The organism is Sphingomonas mollis, from assembly GCF_016427505.1.
GTDB classification, from domain to species: Bacteria; Pseudomonadota; Alphaproteobacteria; order Sphingomonadales; family Sphingomonadaceae; genus Sphingomonas; species Sphingomonas mollis.
Genome location: NZ_JAELXS010000002.1, coordinates 195,313 through 212,975, shown reverse-complemented (window position 1 = coordinate 212,975; position 17,663 = coordinate 195,313). Strand labels below are relative to the sequence as shown.

Annotated in this window: 12 protein-coding genes; 9 read left to right on the top strand and 3 right to left on the bottom strand. The window is 67.6% G+C overall.

Features of this window, described 5'->3' with window-relative positions; all coding sequences use genetic code 11:
• Positions 1 to 82 precede the first annotated feature (82 nt).
• From JAO74_RS04430 to trxA, 7 genes are all read left to right on the top strand, one after another.
• Positions 83 to 2,428 (top strand): PAS domain-containing sensor histidine kinase, encoded by a 2,346-nt coding sequence (locus JAO74_RS04430; RefSeq protein WP_199035553.1) that lies wholly within the window; start codon positions 83 to 85, stop codon positions 2,426 to 2,428.
• A complete protein-coding gene (gene tsaE, locus JAO74_RS04425) occupies positions 2,425 to 2,865 on the top strand; it encodes a tRNA (adenosine(37)-N6)-threonylcarbamoyltransferase complex ATPase subunit type 1 TsaE (RefSeq protein WP_199035551.1) in 441 nt (146 codons plus the stop codon). Before JAO74_RS04430 ends, tsaE begins: the two co-directional genes overlap by 4 nt.
• A gap of 11 nt (positions 2,866 to 2,876) precedes the next feature.
• Positions 2,877 to 3,863 (top strand): aminoglycoside phosphotransferase family protein, encoded by a 987-nt coding sequence (locus JAO74_RS04420; RefSeq protein WP_199036074.1) that lies wholly within the window; start codon positions 2,877 to 2,879, stop codon positions 3,861 to 3,863.
• Positions 3,860 to 4,615 carry a nucleotidyltransferase family protein gene (locus JAO74_RS04415; RefSeq protein ID WP_199035545.1) on the top strand — a complete coding sequence of 252 codons (756 nt, stop codon included), beginning with the start codon at positions 3,860 to 3,862 and terminating at the stop codon, positions 4,613 to 4,615. Before JAO74_RS04420 ends, JAO74_RS04415 begins: the two co-directional genes overlap by 4 nt.
• A complete protein-coding gene (gene addB / locus JAO74_RS04410) occupies positions 4,608 to 7,544 on the top strand; it encodes a double-strand break repair protein AddB (RefSeq protein WP_199035544.1) in 2,937 nt (978 codons plus the stop codon). The genes JAO74_RS04415 and addB overlap by 8 nt, the downstream gene beginning before the upstream one ends.
• A complete protein-coding gene (gene addA, locus JAO74_RS04405) occupies positions 7,534 to 10,935 on the top strand; it encodes a double-strand break repair helicase AddA (protein WP_199035543.1) in 3,402 nt (1,133 codons plus the stop codon). Before addB ends, addA begins: the two co-directional genes overlap by 11 nt.
• 64 nt (positions 10,936 to 10,999) lie before the next feature.
• Positions 11,000 to 11,323: a thioredoxin TrxA gene (gene trxA, locus JAO74_RS04400; protein WP_056527677.1), complete on the top strand. Its 324-nt coding sequence runs from the start codon at positions 11,000 to 11,002 to the stop codon at positions 11,321 to 11,323.
• Positions 11,324 to 11,364: 41 nt separating this feature from the next.
• Here trxA and argJ read toward each other — a convergent pair whose 3' ends face one another.
• Positions 11,365 to 12,591: a bifunctional glutamate N-acetyltransferase/amino-acid acetyltransferase ArgJ gene (gene argJ / locus JAO74_RS04395; RefSeq protein WP_199035542.1), complete on the bottom strand. Its 1,227-nt coding sequence runs from the start codon at positions 12,589 to 12,591 to the stop codon at positions 11,365 to 11,367.
• 240 nt (positions 12,592 to 12,831) lie between these two features.
• On the opposite strand from argJ, the gene JAO74_RS04390 reads away from it, so the two are divergent.
• Both JAO74_RS04390 and secA read left to right on the top strand, forming a co-directional pair.
• Positions 12,832 to 13,086, top strand: a complete 255-nt coding sequence (locus JAO74_RS04390) for a hypothetical protein (RefSeq protein WP_199035541.1) — start codon at positions 12,832 to 12,834, stop codon at positions 13,084 to 13,086.
• Positions 13,087 to 13,174: 88 nt separating this feature from the next.
• Entirely contained in the window at positions 13,175 to 15,922 is a 2,748-nt protein-coding gene (secA, locus tag JAO74_RS04385; protein WP_199035539.1) for a preprotein translocase subunit SecA, read from the top strand.
• A gap of 25 nt (positions 15,923 to 15,947) precedes the next feature.
• Here secA and JAO74_RS04380 read toward each other — a convergent pair whose 3' ends face one another.
• Positions 15,948 to 16,799 (bottom strand): AAA family ATPase, encoded by an 852-nt coding sequence (locus JAO74_RS04380; RefSeq protein WP_199035536.1) that lies wholly within the window; start codon positions 16,797 to 16,799, stop codon positions 15,948 to 15,950.
• A 44-nt stretch (positions 16,800 to 16,843) separates the two neighbouring features.
• On the bottom strand, positions 16,844 to 17,506 hold the full coding sequence (locus JAO74_RS04375) for a DUF6975 family protein (protein ID WP_233150663.1): 663 nt from the start codon (positions 17,504 to 17,506) through the stop codon (positions 16,844 to 16,846).
• Between the last annotated feature and the right edge of the window lie 157 nt (positions 17,507 to 17,663).

The window sequence follows — 17,663 nt, the reverse complement described above, 5'->3', positions numbered from 1 at the left end:
TTTATCGTCACCCCCTTTTGGACCAGACCTGCATCCGATAGACGGATGATATGATCGCAACGCGTCCGTCCGGCCAACGACCATGATCGTCCTGCGCAACGAGACGGCGATCGTCATGGGCGCCATCCTGTTCGCCTTGCTCGCCATCGGGGTCCTGCTCCTGTTCCTTGGCCTGCGGGCGCGGGCGCGGGCGGCCATCGTGTCGAGCGATAATCGCCGACTGGAAGCGATGCTGCGCACCAGTACCGCGCTGGCGATGGTGGTGCGGGGCGATGGCAAGGTCGAGATGTCGGCCGGCTTGGCCGACTGGTTCGGTCTGCCCGCGCCGCCGCGCTCTCTGGTCGAGATGTCGGCGGGCGATGCGGGGTTGACCACCGACGATGCCGCCATGCTGGCCCATGATGTGGCGGTGGCACAGCGATCCGGCCGCGCGTTCGATCGGACGATGCGACCGCAGGGATCGGCCCGCTCGCTATCCTTGCGCGGCGCCCGCGCCCCGGCGGAGTTCGGCAACGGCGTGTTCGTGTGGGTGCATGACGCCACCGACACGCGCGGCGAGATCGAGCGCCTGCGCGAGGGCAGTGCGCGAATGCGCGAAGCCTATGACGCGCTGACCGGGCTGATCGAGGCTGCGCCGCTACCCATGTGGTATCGCGGTGCCGACCTGCGGCTGACGATGGTCAATTCCGCTTATGTCGCGGCCGTCGAAGGACGCGACGCGACCGATGTGGTGACGCGGGGACTGGAACTGGTCGAGGGCTCCGATCGCGGTGGACCGATCGCCGGCGCCACGACCGCCCGCGGCCACGGTCGCCCGACCGAGCAGGTGTTGCCAGCGACCATTGGTGGCAGCCGGCGGACGCTCAGGATCATCGATGTGCCGCTGCCGACCGGCGGCGTGGCGGGCTTCGCGGTCGATATCGAGGAGCTGGAACAGGCACGTAACGGCGCCAAACGCTTCGCCGAGGCGCAGCGCGGGATGCTCGACCGCCTGTCTGCGGGCGTCGTGCAGTTCGGCGGCGACCGCACTCTGGAATTCTACAATCAGCCGTTCCGCCGTATGTTCGCCATGCGTGCCGAATGGCTGGTCGATCGTCCGGAATTCGACCGCGTGCTGGAACGGATGCGCGAGTCGAACCGCTTGCCGGAAGTACGCGACTTTCCCGGGTGGAAAGCGGAACGACGCGACTGGTTCGTCGGCGCGGACGGGGCGACCGAGGAGAATTGGCATCTGCCGGGCGGCACGCATCTGCGCGTCGTTGCCCAGTCGTTGCCCGATGGCGGTCTGCTCATCATCTTCGAGGATCGGACCGAACAGGTACAGCTCGCCAGCGCGCGGGATACCCTGTTGCGGGTGCGGACCGCGACCTTCGACAATCTGTTCGAGGCGCTGGGCGTCTTCGCCGCCGATGGCCGTCTCCAGCTGTGGAATAACCGGTTCCGGGCGCTGTGGGGTGTCGAGGAGGAGTTTCTGTCCACACATCCCCGTGTCGATGCCTTTGCAGAACGGGTAGCGAGCAAGCTGGCGACCCCGGCCCGATCCGGCCTGATCTCCGATCTGGTGCGATCCGCCACCGGGGAGCGCCAGCAAAGGGGTGGTCGTGTCGAACTCGCCGATGGCCGCCATTTCGAATTTGCCGCGGTGCCGCTGCCGGATGGCAATGCGCTGTTCACGCTGCTCGACATCACCGACAGCCGCCGCGCGGAATACGCGTTGCGTGAGCGCGCCAATGCACTGGAAGCGGCGGACAAGGTAAAGACCCAGTTCGTGGCGAACATGAGCTACGAACTGAAGACCCCGCTGACCTCTATCAGCGGCTTCGCGGAAATGCTGCATGGTGGTTATGCCGGCAAGCTGCCCGAACAGGCGACCAGCTATACCGAAGCGATCCTCGACTCGGTCGAACGCCTGGGCCTGTTGATCGACGACGTGCTCGACCTGACCCGCGGCGACGAGGGCGCGCAGATCGAGCGCGGCGATGTCGATCTGGCCGCCGTCACCCGCATCGCCGCCGGCGCCGTCCAGCCGGCGATCAAGCGTCACAAGATCGATTTCGCGGTCGAGGTCGCCCGTTCGGTCGGTCGCGTTCAGGGCGACCAGCGGCGGCTCCGCGAGGTGATCGAACATCTGCTGCGCCATGCGCTGGCGGCGTTGCCGCAAGGAGGACGTATCCTCCTCCATGCCGATGGCAATGCGACCCGGGCGCGAATAATCGTGTCGGACGATGGACCGGGCCTCGACGCTGACAGCATCGCGCGCGCGTTCGATCGGTTCGCGGAGCCTCACCTGCAACCGGGTGGCGAACGCGCGCTGGGGCTGGGACTGCCGCTCGCTCGTCAATTCGTGGAGGCGCATGGCGGCACGATCAACCTGGTGTCCGAGCTGGGGCAGGGCACATTGGTGACGGTGGAGCTGCCCCGGCGATGATCCTTCCGGATGCCGCCGCGACCGAGGCGTTCGGCGCGCGTCTCGCCAAGGCGGTTCAGGCTGGTGATGTAGTGACGCTGGCCGGGCCGCTCGGTGCCGGCAAGACCAGCATCGCGCGCGGTCTGCTGGCGGCGCTCGGCCTTGCCAGCGAGGCGCCTTCACCGTCCTTCGCCATCGTGCAACCCTATCGCCCTCCCGAGGTCGTCCTGTCCGTGCTGCATGTCGATCTCTACCGGCTGGATGATCCTGCCGAGGTCGAGGAATTGGGGCTGGAGGACGAGCGATACGACGGCGTCCTGCTGGTCGAATGGCCGGAACGTGCCGGTGCGGCGGCATGGCCCGACGCGCTGGTGTTGACGCTGGCGATCGAGCCCGATGGCACGCGTCGCTTGACAGCGGCGGTGCCCCCGGCTTGGGAAACGCGATGGCCGATCTGATCCCGCCGCCGATGTTTCCACCCGCCGGCGCCGCTGACTTTCTGACGGCGCACGGCTGGGGCAATGCCCTGATCGAACCGCTGGCCGGCGACGCGTCGTTCCGGCGATATTTTCGCGTTGTGGATGGGGATCGCAGCGCCGTGCTGATGGATGCCCCGCCGCCGCAGGAGGATTGCCGGCCGTTCGTCACGATGGCGCGCTGGCTTGAGGAAGCCGGGTTCCTGGCGCCTGCAATCCTCGCTCTCGACGAGCAACAAGGCCTGCTGCTGTTGAGTGATCTCGGCGATATCCGGTTCCGCGAGACGGTCGATGCGGATCGTCGCGAAGAGGCAGCGCTCTACGGACAGGCGGTCGATCTGCTGATCGATCTTGCCCGCCAGCCGGCCGGACCCGTGGCGCCATATGACCGGGCGGTACTGCACCGTGAGGCCGGGCTGTTTGTGGAATGGTATTGTCCGGCCGTCGGGATCGATGTCGATGTCGATGGCTACCGATCGGCATGGGATGCCGTGTTCGAGCACACGCTTGCCGCCGAACCGGTTACCGTATTGCGGGATTATCACGCGGAAAATCTGATGCTGGTCGGCGATGATCGTCGGTTGGGTCTGCTTGATTTTCAGGACGCGCTGGCCGGTCATCCCGCGTATGATCTCGTCTCGCTGCTGCAGGATGCGCGCCGCGACGTCGACCCGGCGATCGAGACCGCGATGCTGGACCGATATCGTGCCGCGACCGACGTCGGCGACGACTTTCTTCGCGCCTATCATGTACTGGGGGCGCAGCGGAACGCCAAGATCATCGGCATCTTCACGCGGCTATGGCAGCGCGACGGCAAGTCGCGCTACGCCGGCCTGTGTCCCCGGGTCTGGGCGTACCTCGACCGTGATCTGGCCCAACCGGTGTTGGCACCCGTCGCGGCCTGGTTCGACGCCCATGTGCCCGCCGATCGCCGTGGCGACCCGTTGGCCATAGCACCTCTTGCGGGAACGCTGGCATGACCCGTCAATGGTCGATCCGTCCCGATCCGGGCAAGCCCGTACCCCGTACCGCAATGGTGATGGCCGCCGGTCTCGGCAAGCGGATGCGCCCGCTTACCGCCACCCGCCCGAAACCGCTGGTGCAGGTGGCCGGCAAGCCGCTGATCGACCATGTGTTCGACCGGTTGGGTGCGGCCGGCGTCCGCCGCGCCATCGTCAACGTCCACTACCTGGCGGATACGCTGGAGGCGCATCTGGAACAGCGGTTCGCCGATATCGAGGTGATCGTGTCGGACGAGCGCGGCCGGTTGATGGAGACCGGCGGGGGTCTGGTGCAGGCGCGCGATCTGCTGGGGGACGAGCCCGTGTTCGTCCTGAACAGCGATAACCTCTGGATCGACGGCCCGGTCGATTCGCTGAAATTGCTTGCGGCCCGATGGGACGATGCGACGATGGATGCGCTGCTGTTGATGGTGCCGCTCGCCCGCGCGCACAATCATCGCGGCGCCGGTGATTTCCACCTGGGCAGCGACGGGCGGATCACGCGCCGTCGGCGTCCCGGCACCGTGGCGCCGTTCGCCTATACCGGCATTCAGATCATCCATCCGCGATTGATCGCCGACTGGCCGGAGGGACCGTTTTCCACCAACCTGTTCTGGGACCGGGCGATCGCCGCTGGCCGCGCATACGGGCAGGTGCATCAGGGTCTGTGGTTCGACGTCGGCACCCCCGCCGCCATTCCCCGTACCGAGGCGCTTCTTCTGGATGCCTGAACGTGGCTTGCGGCTGTTCACCATTCCGGCTCACCGTGCCTTTGCGGATGCCCTCGTTGCCGGATTGATGCGCGGACGGTCACCCGGCGATCTGGCGCGCGGACTGGTTTTGCTGCCCAACAATCGCGCCGTCCGGGCCGTGAGCGATGCGTTCGTGCGGGCCAGTGGCGGCGGGTTGATCCTGCCACGGCTGGTTCCCCTCGGCGATCCCGATCTGGGCGAGGCGATCGGTGCGGCGCTCGACGTCGCCGATACCGAGGAACCACCACCGCCCGCCGTCGCCCCCTATGCGCGCCGCATGATCCTCGCCCGCCTGGTCGCGGAGGAACGCGAGCGTGCGGGCGAGCCTGTTTCTTCTTCGGAAGCGGTGCGGCTTGCCGGCGAGCTGGCCCGTACCCTCGATCAGCTGCTGGTGGAGGAAGTGCCGCCGCACAGGCTGACCGAGCTGGACCTCGCGCCGGAGTTGACCGAACATTGGCGCCGCGCGCTGTCGACCTTTTCGGTGGTGATCAATCGCTGGCCGGGCGAGCTGGCCAAGCTCGGCGCGATCGACGCGGCGGATCGCCGGTCGCGTTTGCTGGATCAACTGGAACGCCGCTGGCATGCCACCCCGCCCGCCGGTTTCGTCTGTGCGGCGGGCGTCACCGATGCGGCGCCCGCCGTTGCCCGGCTGCTCCGTTGCGTGGCGGCGATGCCGCAGGGGCAGGTGGTGTTCGCCGATCTCGACCTCGGCATGCCGGCAGAGGAATGGGACGCCCTCGGCCCCCATCGGCCAGATCCCGATACCGGTTTCATCCGCCGCTCGATCGAAACCCACCCGCAATTTCATCTGAAGGTGATGCTCGATCGCATGGGCGTCGCCCGTGACGAGGTCGCCCGCTGGCGGGGCGGCGGCGAGGGACCGGACGCGAACGCCGCCCGTGGCCGCGCCATCGCCAATGCGCTGGCGCCCGCCGATTTTACCGGTAAATGGACGGACCTCGCGGCTGCCGACCGTCGCTTGTCCGGCGTCTTGGCTGCCGAACTGGCGACGCCCGCCGACGAGGCGCAGACGATCGCTCTGGCGTTGCGGGGTGCCCTGGAGGAACCCGGGCGCACCGCCGCGCTGGTCACGCCCGATCGCGCGCTGGCCCGCCGCGTCGCGGTGCATTGCAGCCGCTGGGGTATCGAAATCGAGGATACCGCGGGTCGACCGCTGTCCCTCAACGCCTCGGGTACGCTGTTGCTGGCCTTGGCGGAGGCGGCGGCGCAGCGTTTCTCGCCCTTGCCGCTGCTGGCGCTGCTCAAGCATCCGCTGGTCCGCGGTGGCAAGGATCGCCTGCCGTGGCTGGACGGCGTCCGCGCGCTCGACCGGGGATTACGCGGTCCGCGTCCGCCCGCCGGTCTGCATGGTATCGGCACGGTATTGAAGGGCCATGCGGCGACGTTCTGGGAAGAGGTGCGGGCGTTGCTCGACCCGCTGGCCGCTATCTTCGATGCCGGTCCCCAGCCGCTCGCCGGCCTCGTTGCGGCCTTGCGCGAAACCGCCGTCGATCTCTGTGGCGATCCGCTCTGGTCCGGTCCCGCCGGCCGCGCCGCCGCTGAGTTCGTCGCCGATCTGGAGGTCGAGGCTCCGGCTGGTCCGCCCCGCGTCGATCCAGCCGAACTGCCGACGTTGATGCGGACGCTGCTCGACGAGATCGCGGTGCGTCAGCAGCGCGACTGGCACCCCCGGATCGCGATCTATGGTCTGATCGAGGCGCGGCTTCAGTCCGCCGACCTGATGATCCTCGGTGGGTTGAACGAGGGGGTTTGGCCCGGCCGCCCTTCGCCCGATCCATGGCTCGCGCCGCGTATCCGCACGACGCTCGGCCTGCCGGGGCTGGAGCGTCGGATCGGCATCGCCGCGCATGATTTCGCGCAAGGCCTAGGCGCGCCGCAGGTGCTGGTGACCCGCGCCCGCCGCGATGCGTCGTCGCCGGCGCTGGCCTCGCGCTTGTGGCTTCGGTTGCAGGCGATGGCCGGCGACCGGTTCGAGCGCGACCATGTGCTGGAGCAACAGGCCCGGCTGCTCGATGCCGCACCGGTGCCGATGCCGGCCGACCGGCCCGCGCCATCGCCGGCGGCCGAACTGCGTCCGCGTGCCATTTCGGTGACCGAGGTGGACCGGCTGAAGGCCGACCCTTATTCTTTCTACGCCCGCCGGGTGCTGCGCCTGTCGCCGCTCGACCCGGTCGATGCCGATCCGACCGCCGCCTGGCGCGGCACGGCCGTCCACGCGATCCTGGAAGCATGGTGGAAGGAGGATGCCTGCGCGCCCGACGCCCTCCGCCCCCGCGCCCTGGCGATGCTGGAACAGGCGGAGGTGCATCCGTTGCTCCGCGCGCTCTGGCAGCCCCGCCTGCGTGAAGCGATCGACTGGATCGCGGGTCAGGTCACCGCCATGGCCGGGGAGGGTCGCAAGGTCCTATCCGCCGAAGGGCGCGGCGAGATCGAGATCGCCGGCGTCAAACTGTCCGGCCGTTACGACCGCATCGATCTACTTCCCGACGGCAAGCTCGCGGTCATCGATTACAAGACCGGCAAGCCGCCATCGGCGACGGCGGTGCGCGAAGGATTCAGCCTGCAACTCGGCTTGCTGGGGCTGATCGCCGAACGCGGCGGCTTCGATCATATCAGGGGCGTTGCCGGCGCCTTCGAATATTGGTCGCTCGCCAAACGCCGCGATGCTTTCGGCTTCATCGAGTCGCCCGTCGATCCCGAGGGCAAGCGCGACCGGGTTGTCACCGATCGCTTCACCGCCGTCGCCGCGCATAATTTCGCGGAGGTCGCCGACCTGTGGTTGACCGGCGACGAACCCTTCACCGCCAAGCTGGTGCCCGAATACGCGCCCTATGCCGATTACGACCAATTGATGCGCCGCGACGAATGGTACGGCCGTGACCGCTGAGCTTCGCCCGCTCCCCCGCCTGAAGGGCGATCAGGCGCATGCCAGCGATCCGCAGGCGCATGTCTGGCTGTCCGCCTCCGCCGGCACCGGCAAGACGCAGGTGCTGTCCGCCCGCGTGTTTCGCCTGTTGCTGAAGGGTGTCGATCCCTCGGCGATCCTGTGCCTGACCTTCACCAAGGCGGGCGCGGCTGAGATGGCGCACCGGGTCAACGCCCGCCTTGCCGCATGGGTGCGGATGCCCGCCACCGAACTGGCCGCCGATCTCCATGCGCTGGGCGAGGACGGCGATCCCGACCAGCGCGCCCGCGCCCGCACCTTGTTCGCCAAGGTGCTGGACGCTCCCGGTGGCGGCCTGCGCATCCAGACCATTCATGGCTTCTGTCAGGGGTTGTTGGCGGCGTTTCCCGTCGAGGCGGGGCTGACCCCCGGCTTCCGTCCGCTCGAAGCCCGCGAAGAAGCGGGCCTTGCCCGTGAGGCGCTGGCGACGATGCTATCGGATGCCGAGCGGGAAGGACGCGACCGCGTGGTCGAAACGATCGGCGCGCTTAGTCTGCGGTTGGGCGAGGGTGGCGCGGAGAATTTCCTGCACGCCTGCGCCAGATCGCTGAAGGCGTTGGAGGCGCTGCCCGGTGGTATCCAGCCTTGGCTGCGCCGTGCGCTCGACCTGCCGCAGGGCGACGTGACGGAGGCCGTCGCCGCCCGGTGCGAGGCGATGGATCTTGCCGCCATCCGCCGGATCGCGGCGGCCAATGCCGCATGGGGTACGGCCACCGGCCTCGCCCATGCCGATATCGTCGCGCGCTGGCTCACCGGCTCCGTCGACCGCCGCATCGCCGCGCTGGAGGAACTGGCCACCGTCGTCCTCACCGGCAAGGGTGAGCCGCGCAAGGCATCGCCGAAGCTGATCGCCGCCGAGCCCGATTACGTCGAACTCGCCGCCGCATTGGGTGAGGAATGTACCGCGCTCGTATCGCTGACCACGCGGGCGGCATACGCCGATCTGCTCGCTGCCGGTCTGGATGTCGGTCGTGAATATGCCCGCGCCTATAATCTCGCGAAGCGCCGGGTCGGCGGCGTCGATTTTGACGATCTGATCCGCACCACGGTCGCGTTGCTCGAACAGCCCGGTGTCGGCGAATGGGTGCGGTTCAAGCTGGATCAGGTGACGGAGCATGTCCTGATCGACGAGGCGCAGGATACGAATCTCGACCAGTGGCGGATCGTCGGAGCGCTGGCGGACGAATTCTTCGTCGGTCGCGGCGTGCATGCGCCCTCCACGCGCACGCTGTTCACCGTTGGCGACTGGAAACAGGCGATCTTCGGGTTTCAGGGCACCAGTCCGCTCAACTTCGCCTGGGCCGAGCGTCGGTTCGGGATGCAAGCGCAGGTGGTGCAGGGCGAAGACGACTGGCCCGAGCATGAGCGCGGCCTGCCGTTCCATCGCCTGTCGCTGACGCACAGTTTCCGGTCGACCCGCCCCATCCTCCGCTTCGTCGATGCCGCCGTCGAAGCGGTGCCCGAACCCGGCCTCGGGGCGATCGGAGATATCGAGGCGCATGCCAGCGAGGTGCCCGGCTCCGGCAGCGTGACGCTCTGGCCCCCCGTGGTGGCGGGCGGCAGCGACGATGACGAGGAAGGCTGGATCACCGACGCCGTCCGGCAATTGGCCGGCGACATCGCCAGGGCGGTCCGCCGCTGGCTGGACGACAAGACGATGCTGGGCGCCAAGGGACGCGAGATGCGGCCCGAGGACATCATGATCCTCGTCAAGCGTCGCGGCGAACTCGCTTCCCTGCTGGTCGCGCGGCTCTATGCGGAGGGCGTGCCTGTCGCGGGCGTCGATCGCCTGCGTCTGAATGCGCCGCTGGCGGTGCAGGATCTGCTGGCCGCCGTCCGCTTCGTGCTGCAGCCCGACGACGACCTGTCGCTGGCCAGCCTGCTCGTCTCGCCGTTGATCGGATGGACGCAGGACGACTTGATGGTCGCCGCGCCACGGGCCGGTGGCAGCCTGTGGCGCCATCTGGGCGATACGCAACCGCCGGAGCGGCTCGTTCCCCTTCGCCGTATCCTGTCGCGCGCCGATTTCACCACGCCGTATCAGTTTCTCGAAGAGATGTTGTCCGGTCCGCTCGACGGTCGTCGCAAGCTGCTCGGTCGACTGGGGGCCGAAGCGCGCGATCCGATCGAGGAATTGCTCAGCGCCGCGCTGGCGTTCGAGAGCACGACGACGCCGTCGCTCCAGCGGTTTCTCGACTGGTTCGATCGCGGCGATGTCGAGATCGTCCGCGATCCGTCCGCACCGCTCGATGCGGTCCGGGTCATGACCGCGCACGGCGCCAAGGGATTGCAGGCCCCCGTCGTCATCCTGGCGGATGCCACCGTCGATCCCACCGCCTCGCCGCGCTCCGTGCTGCGCTGGGCGCCGGAGGAGGGGGCTGCACCGATCCCGATCTTCGCGCCGCGTGCCAGCGAACGCGGCGGGCCGCTCGACCCGGTGCGTGCCGATGCCGATGCGCGTGAGCTGGAGGAGCATTGGCGACTGTTCTACGTCGCGGCCACGCGCGCCGAGGAACGTCTCGTCATCGCCGGTGCGCTCGGGCCGAGGGCGCGGGGCGAGCCACCTGCCGCCAGCTGGTACGCCGCCGCCGCCCGCGCCATGACGGCGCTGGGCGTGCCGGCCGGCGAGGGCGAGCGGCTATACGAGGACGGCACACCCGTTGCCGTCGCTCGCGCCAGACCGCGCGATGTGGCGGTGCCGGTGACGCTGCCCGACTGGGCGAACGTCGCGGCACCGATCGAACTGCGGCCTTCGCGGCCGCTGGCGCCATCGGCGCTGGGCGACGATCTGGTGTCCGATCCACCACCCACCGCCGCGATGCGGGCGGCGGCAGAGCGTGGCCGCCTGCTCCATGCGCTGTTCGAGCGGTTGCCGGCGGTCGCCGCTCCCGACCGTCCGGCGGCGGCCGACCGCTGGCTGGCCCGTGCCGGCGGCGTGGACGATCCGGCGGTCCGCGCCGACATCGTCACGGCGGCCCTGCGGGTCATCGACGATCCCGTCCATGCCGCGCTGTTCGGTCCCGACAGCCTCGCCGAAGCGCCGATCGCCGCGACAATCGAGGGCGGGATGGTGATCGCGGGCAAGGTCGACCGGCTGCTGATCGGCGACACCATCCGCGTCGTCGATTTCAAGACTGGGCGCCGGGTGCCGGATACGCCGCCGGAATATCATCGGCGCCAGATGGCGGGCTATGCCGCCGCCCTGGCCGTGATCTTTCCCGGCCGGCCGATCGAGGCGTCGTTGCTCTATACCGCCGGCCCCCGGCTGTTCGTACTGACCGCCGCCGATCTGGCGACGCACAAGCCACGCTATCCCGCCACGGAGCAAAGCTGAACCGTCGCGTGTTGAGCGCAGCGGTCCGGCACCCTAAGTCGCAGGTCGAAGGAGTAATTTTACGATGGCAACCAAGCAGATCACCGATGCGAGCTTCGAGGCGGACGTGCTGAGCGCCGATGGCCCGGTGCTCGTCGATTTCTGGGCCGAGTGGTGCGGGCCGTGCAAGATGATCGGCCCGTCGCTGGAAGAAATCTCCGAAGAGCTGGGCGAGCAGGTGACCATCGCCAAGCTGAACATCGACGAAAATCCCGATGCACCCGGTAAATACGGCGTTCGCGGTATTCCGACGATGATCCTGTTCAAGGGCGGCGTCCCCGCGGCGACCAAGGTCGGTGCGGAGCCCAAGGGCCGGTTGAAGGCCTGGCTACAGGGCGAACTCGCCTGACGACGCCGCGGCGCTGCCACCGATGGGGCAGCGCCGCATTCTCAGCTCCGATAATCCGCGTTGATCGAGATGTAACCGTGCGTCAGGTCGCAGGTCCATACCGTGGCCTTGCCCTCGCCGATGCCCAGATCGACGCCGATCTCGATCTCCTGACCCTTCAGATGCGCGGCGACCGGCGCTTCGTCATACCCTGATAGGGCCAGTCCGCCCTCGGCGACCTGCGTATCGCCGAACCGGATCGCCAGCCTGTCGCGCTCCGCCGGTTCGCCGGCCTTGCCGACCGCCATGACGATGCGGCCCCAATTGGCGTCCTCGCCCGCGATCGCGGTCTTCACCAGCGGCGAGTTGGCGATGCTCATGGCGATGCGATGGGCGCTGCGGTCGCTGTCGGCGCCGGTGACGGCGATTTCGATCAGCTTGCTGGCGCCTTCGCCGTCGCGCACCACCAGCAGCGCCAGTTGATGGCACAGGTCGTTCAGCGCCGCGCGGAACGCATCGGCGCCGGCGCTTTCATCATCGACCAGCGCCGTATTGCCCGCCGCTCCGGTCGCGAAAGCCAACACCGTGTCGCTGGTCGAAGTGTCGCCATCCACGGTGATGCACGAAAAGCTGGGCGCATTGGCAGCGGTCATCGCGCGTTGCAGGAAAGCGGGATCGACGGCGGCATCGGTGAAGATGAAACCGAGCATCGTCGCCATGTCCGGTGCGATCATGCCCGACCCCTTGATGATCCCGACCAGCGTTACCGTCCGGCCATCGACGATCGCGGTCGTCGTCGCACCCTTCGAAAAGGTGTCGGTGGTGCCGATCGTCTCGGCCATCGCCTCCCACCCGCAGAGGTCGCTGGTGAACGCGGCATCCAGACCCGCCTCCGCCTTGTCGATCGGCAGGGGAACGCCGATCACGCCCGTCGAGGCGACGAAGATGTCCGACGGCTGGCAGCCGGCATGGGCGGCGGTGCGGGCGGCGATCGCCTCCACCGCCTGTCGACCGCGATCACCGGTGAAGGCGTTGGAGTTGCCGGCGTTGACGACCAGCGCCCGCGCCTGACCCAGCACCAGTGCCTTGCGGCACCATTCGACCTCGGGCGAGGGGCAGCGGCTCTGCGTCAGCACCCCGGCCACCGTCGTTCCCGCCGCCAGCGTGACGAAGGTCAGGTCACACCGGTCCCACGTCTTGTAGCGCGCCCGCGCCACGCGCACCTCGACGCCGGCGATCGGCGGCATGGCGGGAAAGGGGAGGGCGAGGGGGGATGCGGGATGGCTCATGATCCGGCCTTTGCGGCAAGGTGGCGGGCGTGGAAAGTCTCAAAAGTCACACCGTCCCACGCGTGCGCGATCGCGTGCGTGGGCGCGCATGCGCGTGCGCAGATTATAATCCGGTCGGTAGTGTTCGAATGTCACCCGGCAGCGATGACAGATGACGGGGCTGTAGGACAGGGGCGGACCAAGGTGACCCGTAACGCCGGGATGGACCTTTAACCCCTTGCTGCCTATGTGCGGATACGCATGAACCTGCTGCTCCTCCTGTCGGCCCTGCTGTCCGCGATCACCGGTATCGGTGGCAGCGTGCGTGCGCCCGATGCGGTGCAGGTCACGGCAGGACAGGCCGCCGTCGCCGTCGCCCAGTCGATCTGCCCGCGCGCGGCGCATCGGCCGGTTCAGGGGATCGCGCCACTGGCCGCGATGGCAGCCGCCATCGTCACGCCGGCATGGTCGGTTGCGCCGTCCCAGCCGCTATGGGCCAGCCGCCGCCGCGAATAGCCGGGCCGCCGCCCGATCCAACGCCCTTTACCGGCGCGGGACCGCGATGGCGCGGTGCCGTGCGCTCTCGTATCAGGAATTTCCGCCCATGTTCGGTGGCCTCGCCAAGTCGCTCTTCGGGTCGTCCAACGACCGTTACGTCAAGTCGCTCAACCCCATCATCGCCAGGATCGCGTCGTTCGAACCGACGCTGGAGGCACTGTCCGACGCCGATCTGGCCGCGCAGACGGTGAAGTTCCGCGAGCAGCTGGCAAACGGCGCCAAGCTGGACGACCTGTTGCCCGAAGCGTTCGCGACGGTGCGCGAGGCGGCGCGCCGCGTGCTGGGCATGCGCCATTTCGATGTGCAGATGATCGGCGGCATCGTGCTTCATCGCGGCGAGATCGCCGAGATGCGGACGGGTGAGGGCAAGACGCTGGTCGCCACCCTCGCGACCTATCTGAATGCGTTGCCGGGCAAGGGCGTCCACGTCGTCACGGTCAACGATTACCTCGCCAGCCGCGACGCCGGGTGGATGAGCCAGGTGTACAGCTTTCTGGGGATGACCACGGGCGTCATCATCCCGAACCTGACCGACGAACAGCGCAGCGCGGCGTACAATTCCGACATCACCTATGGCACGAACAACGAGTTCGGCTTCGATTACCTGCGCGACAACATGAAGTACGAGCGCAGCGGCATGACGCAGCGGGCGTTCAACTTCGCGATCGTCGACGAGGTCGACTCGATCCTGATCGACGAGGCGCGCACGCCGTTGATCATCTCCGGCCCGACCGACGACAAGTCCGATCTCTACAAGCAGGTCGATGTCGTCGTGAAGCAGTTCACGGCCGAGGATTACGAGAAGGACGAGAAGCAGAAGTCGATCATCCTGACCGAGGACGGCACCGAGCGCGCCGAGCGGATGCTGGAGGCGGCGGGACTGCTGGAAGGCGAGAACCTGTATGACTTCGAGAACACGCAGGTCGTCCACCATTTGAACCAGGCGCTGCGCGCGAACATGATGTTCAAGCGCGACACGGATTACATCGTGAAGGACGGCAAGGTCGTCATCATCGACGAGTTCACGGGCCGCATGATGGATGGCCGCCGCTGGTCCGAGGGTCTGCATCAGGCCGTCGAGGCCAAGGAGGGCGTGAACATCGAGCCCGAGAACCAGACGATGGCCTCGATCACGTTCCAGAATTATTTCCGCATGTACCCCAAGATCGGCGGCATGACCGGCACGGCCGCGACCGAGGCGGCCGAATTCTACGACATCTACAAGATCAACGTCGTGTCGATCCCGACCAACGTGCCCGTCCAGCGGATCGACGAGGAGGACACGTTCTACAAGTCGACCGAGGACAAGTTCCGCGGCATCGCCAAGACCATCCGCGAACATGCCGCTGCCGGTCAGCCGGTGCTGGTCGGCACCGTGTCGATCGAGAAATCGGAACTGCTGTCCGAATTCCTGACCGCCGAGGGCGTCGATCACAAGGTGCTGAACGCGCGCTATCACGAGTCCGAGGCGCATATCGTCGCGCAGGCGGGTCGCAAGGGCGCGGTGACGATCGCCACCAACATGGCCGGTCGCGGCACCGACATCCAGTTGGGCGGCAATCTCGAATTTCGCATGACCGATGAATATGGCGATCTCGATCCCGGCACGCCGGATTACGAGGGCGTCGCCGACCGGGTGCGCGAGGAGATCGTGGCGGAGAAGGCGGCGGTGCTGGCGGCCGGTGGCCTGTTCGTGCTGGGCACCGAGCGGCACGAGAGCCGGCGCATCGACAACCAGTTGCGCGGGCGTTCGGGTCGTCAGGGCGATCCCGGCCTGTCGCGCTTCTACCTCTGCCTCGACGACGAACTGCTGCGCATCTTCGGGCCGGACACGCTGTTCGCGCGGATGATGCGGTCGAACATGGAGGATGGCGAGGCGCTGCCCCCGTCCAAGTGGATGAGCAAGGCGATCGAGACCGCGCAGAAGAAGGTCGAGGCGCGCAACTACGACATCCGCAAGCAGGTCGTCGAATATGATGACGTGATGAACGACCAGCGCAAGGTCATCTACGAGCAGCGCTCCGACATCATGGATGCCGAGACGGTCGGCGACATGATGAGCGACATGCGTGCGGAGACGGTGAACACGATCGTCGGCGAATCCTGCCCGCCCAATTCCTATCCGGAACAATGGGATGTGGCGGGCATGAAGCTGAAGCTGGCCGATCTGCTGAACCTGCATCTGCCGGTCGACGACTGGCTGGCCGAAGAGGCGATCGATCCCGAGATCGTGCTGGAGCGGGTGCAGGCCGCCGCCGACGAGGCGATGGTCGAGAAGGCGGCTCAGGTGGCGCCGGAGACGTGGATCCAGATCGAGAAGTCGATCCTGCTCCAGCATCTGGACCATCACTGGAAGGAACATCTGTCGACGCTGGATGCGCTGCGCCAGGTCGTCCACCTGCGCGCCTATGCCCAGAAGACGCCGATCAACGAATATAAGCAGGAGGCGTTCTCGCTGTTCCAGCGGATGCTCGACAACATCCGCGAGGATGTGGCGCGCACGATCAGCCATGCCGATTTCCAGTATCAGGCACCGCCGGAACTGCCGCCGCTGCCCGATTTCATCACGACGCATTTCGACCCGTTCACGGGCGAGGACAATTCGGCGGATATCGACGCGGGGACGCGTGGTTATGTGACGACGACGCTGCCACCGTTGCAGATGGTCCGCCCGGAAGCGCAGGATCTGGGCGAGGACCCGGCCGAATGGGAAGGGCGCGTCAACCGCAACGCACCATGCCCGTGCGGGTCGGGGCGCAAGTACAAGCATTGCCACGGCGCGGTTAGCGCCTGACGGTCAGGGGGCGGGGGTGGCCGGGTTAAGGCCGCCCCTGCCGCCGGGCCATGAAGGCGAGGCGTTCGAACAGCATCACGTCCGCCTCGTTCTTCAGCAGCGCACCATGGAGCGGCGGGATCGCCTTGGTCGGGTCGCGGTTTTGCAGGACGTCTAGCGGCAAATCCTCGTGCAGCAGCAGTTTCAGCCAGTCGAGCAGTTCGGACGTCGACGGCTTCTTCTTCAGCCCAGGCACCTCGCGGACCTCGTAGAACAGGTCGAGCGCGCGGGCGACGAGCAGCTTCTGGATGCCGGGGAAATGCACGTCGACGATCGCCTGCATCGTGTCGCGATCGGGAAAGCGGATATAGTGGAAGAAGCATCGGCGCAGGAACGCGTCGGGTAGCTCCTTTTCGTTGTTCGAGGTGATGACGACGATCGGCCGTTCCACCGCGCGCACCGTCTCTCCCGTCTCGTAGACATGGAATTCCATGCGATCGATTTCGTGGAGCAGGTCGTTGGGGAATTCGATGTCCGCCTTGTCGATCTCGTCGATCAGCAGCACCGGCGGCGCGGGACGGGTGAAGGCGTCCCATAATTTGCCGCGGCGGATGTAATTGCCGATGTCGTGGACGCGGGGATCGCCGAGCTGGCCGTCGCGCAGGCGGGCGACGGCATCATATTCGTAGAGGCCCTGCGCGGCCTTGGTGGTGGACTTCACCGTCCATTCGATCAGCGGCGCGTCGATCGCGCGGGCGATCTCGTGCGCCAGCACCGTCTTGCCGGTGCCGGGTTCGCCCTTCACCAGCAGGGGGCGGCGGAGATGGACGGCGGCGTTGACCGCCACCTTCAGGTCGTCGGTCGCGATATAGCTGCCGGTGCTGTCGAAGCGCTTCATCGCCCATGATGTGGCGGAAGCGCCGGGCGGGTGCAAGCGGCCGGCTATAGCGGCTCGCGCGCCGCCGCCCGTGCTTCCAGCAGGTTCCACAGGCCGTATTGCTGGCCGAGCAACTGACGCACGCCGAATCCCATCGCCCGCTCGGTCGCCGGGGTGTCGCCCAGCATCGCCACCGCCGCGGCATTGACGCCGGCGGCGGGCAGGCGGCTGGGGGCGAGTTCGGCGCCGAAGCAATCCGCCGCGACGGCGAGCAATTGCCGCACCGTTTCCCAGTCCATCACCAGCGCCGCCACCGCGCCGGTCGCGCAGCCGCCGCGATCCGACTGGGCAAGCATGCCGAGCGCATGGCGCATGCCGACCAGCACGCCCTCCGTCTCCGCCTGACCGGGTGTGGAGGGCAAGGGGCCGACGGCGGCCGACAGTCGCACCAGCATCGCCCGTTCACCCGCGAACCCGCGTGCGGCGACGGCCAGCCAGTCGCAGGCGTCGGGTTGCGCGCAATGCTTGCTCGCCTCGTCGATCATGCCGGGATGGCCGCCATGGACCGTGCAGAGCGCATGGACGGCATCCGACAGGTCGCGGCGCGATGGTCGGGGCGCGAGCAGGCGGCGGACATGCGGGTGACGGGTGCTGCCGTCGACCGCGATCAGACCGGTCAGCATGGTCCAGGCGCTGTGCGGACTGGCGGGCTCGATGCCGATGCTCATGCCGAACTGCCGATTATCCAAATGTCTGGTCCCAACGTGAAGGTGCACGGCCGATACGCCATCCCGCGCCACTGCCTTCAAAATGGTTCTACACGTGTCGGCGTAAAGAGTTGGTTGACGGCGCTTTCATCGATCGCGTCGTTCATCGAAAATATCG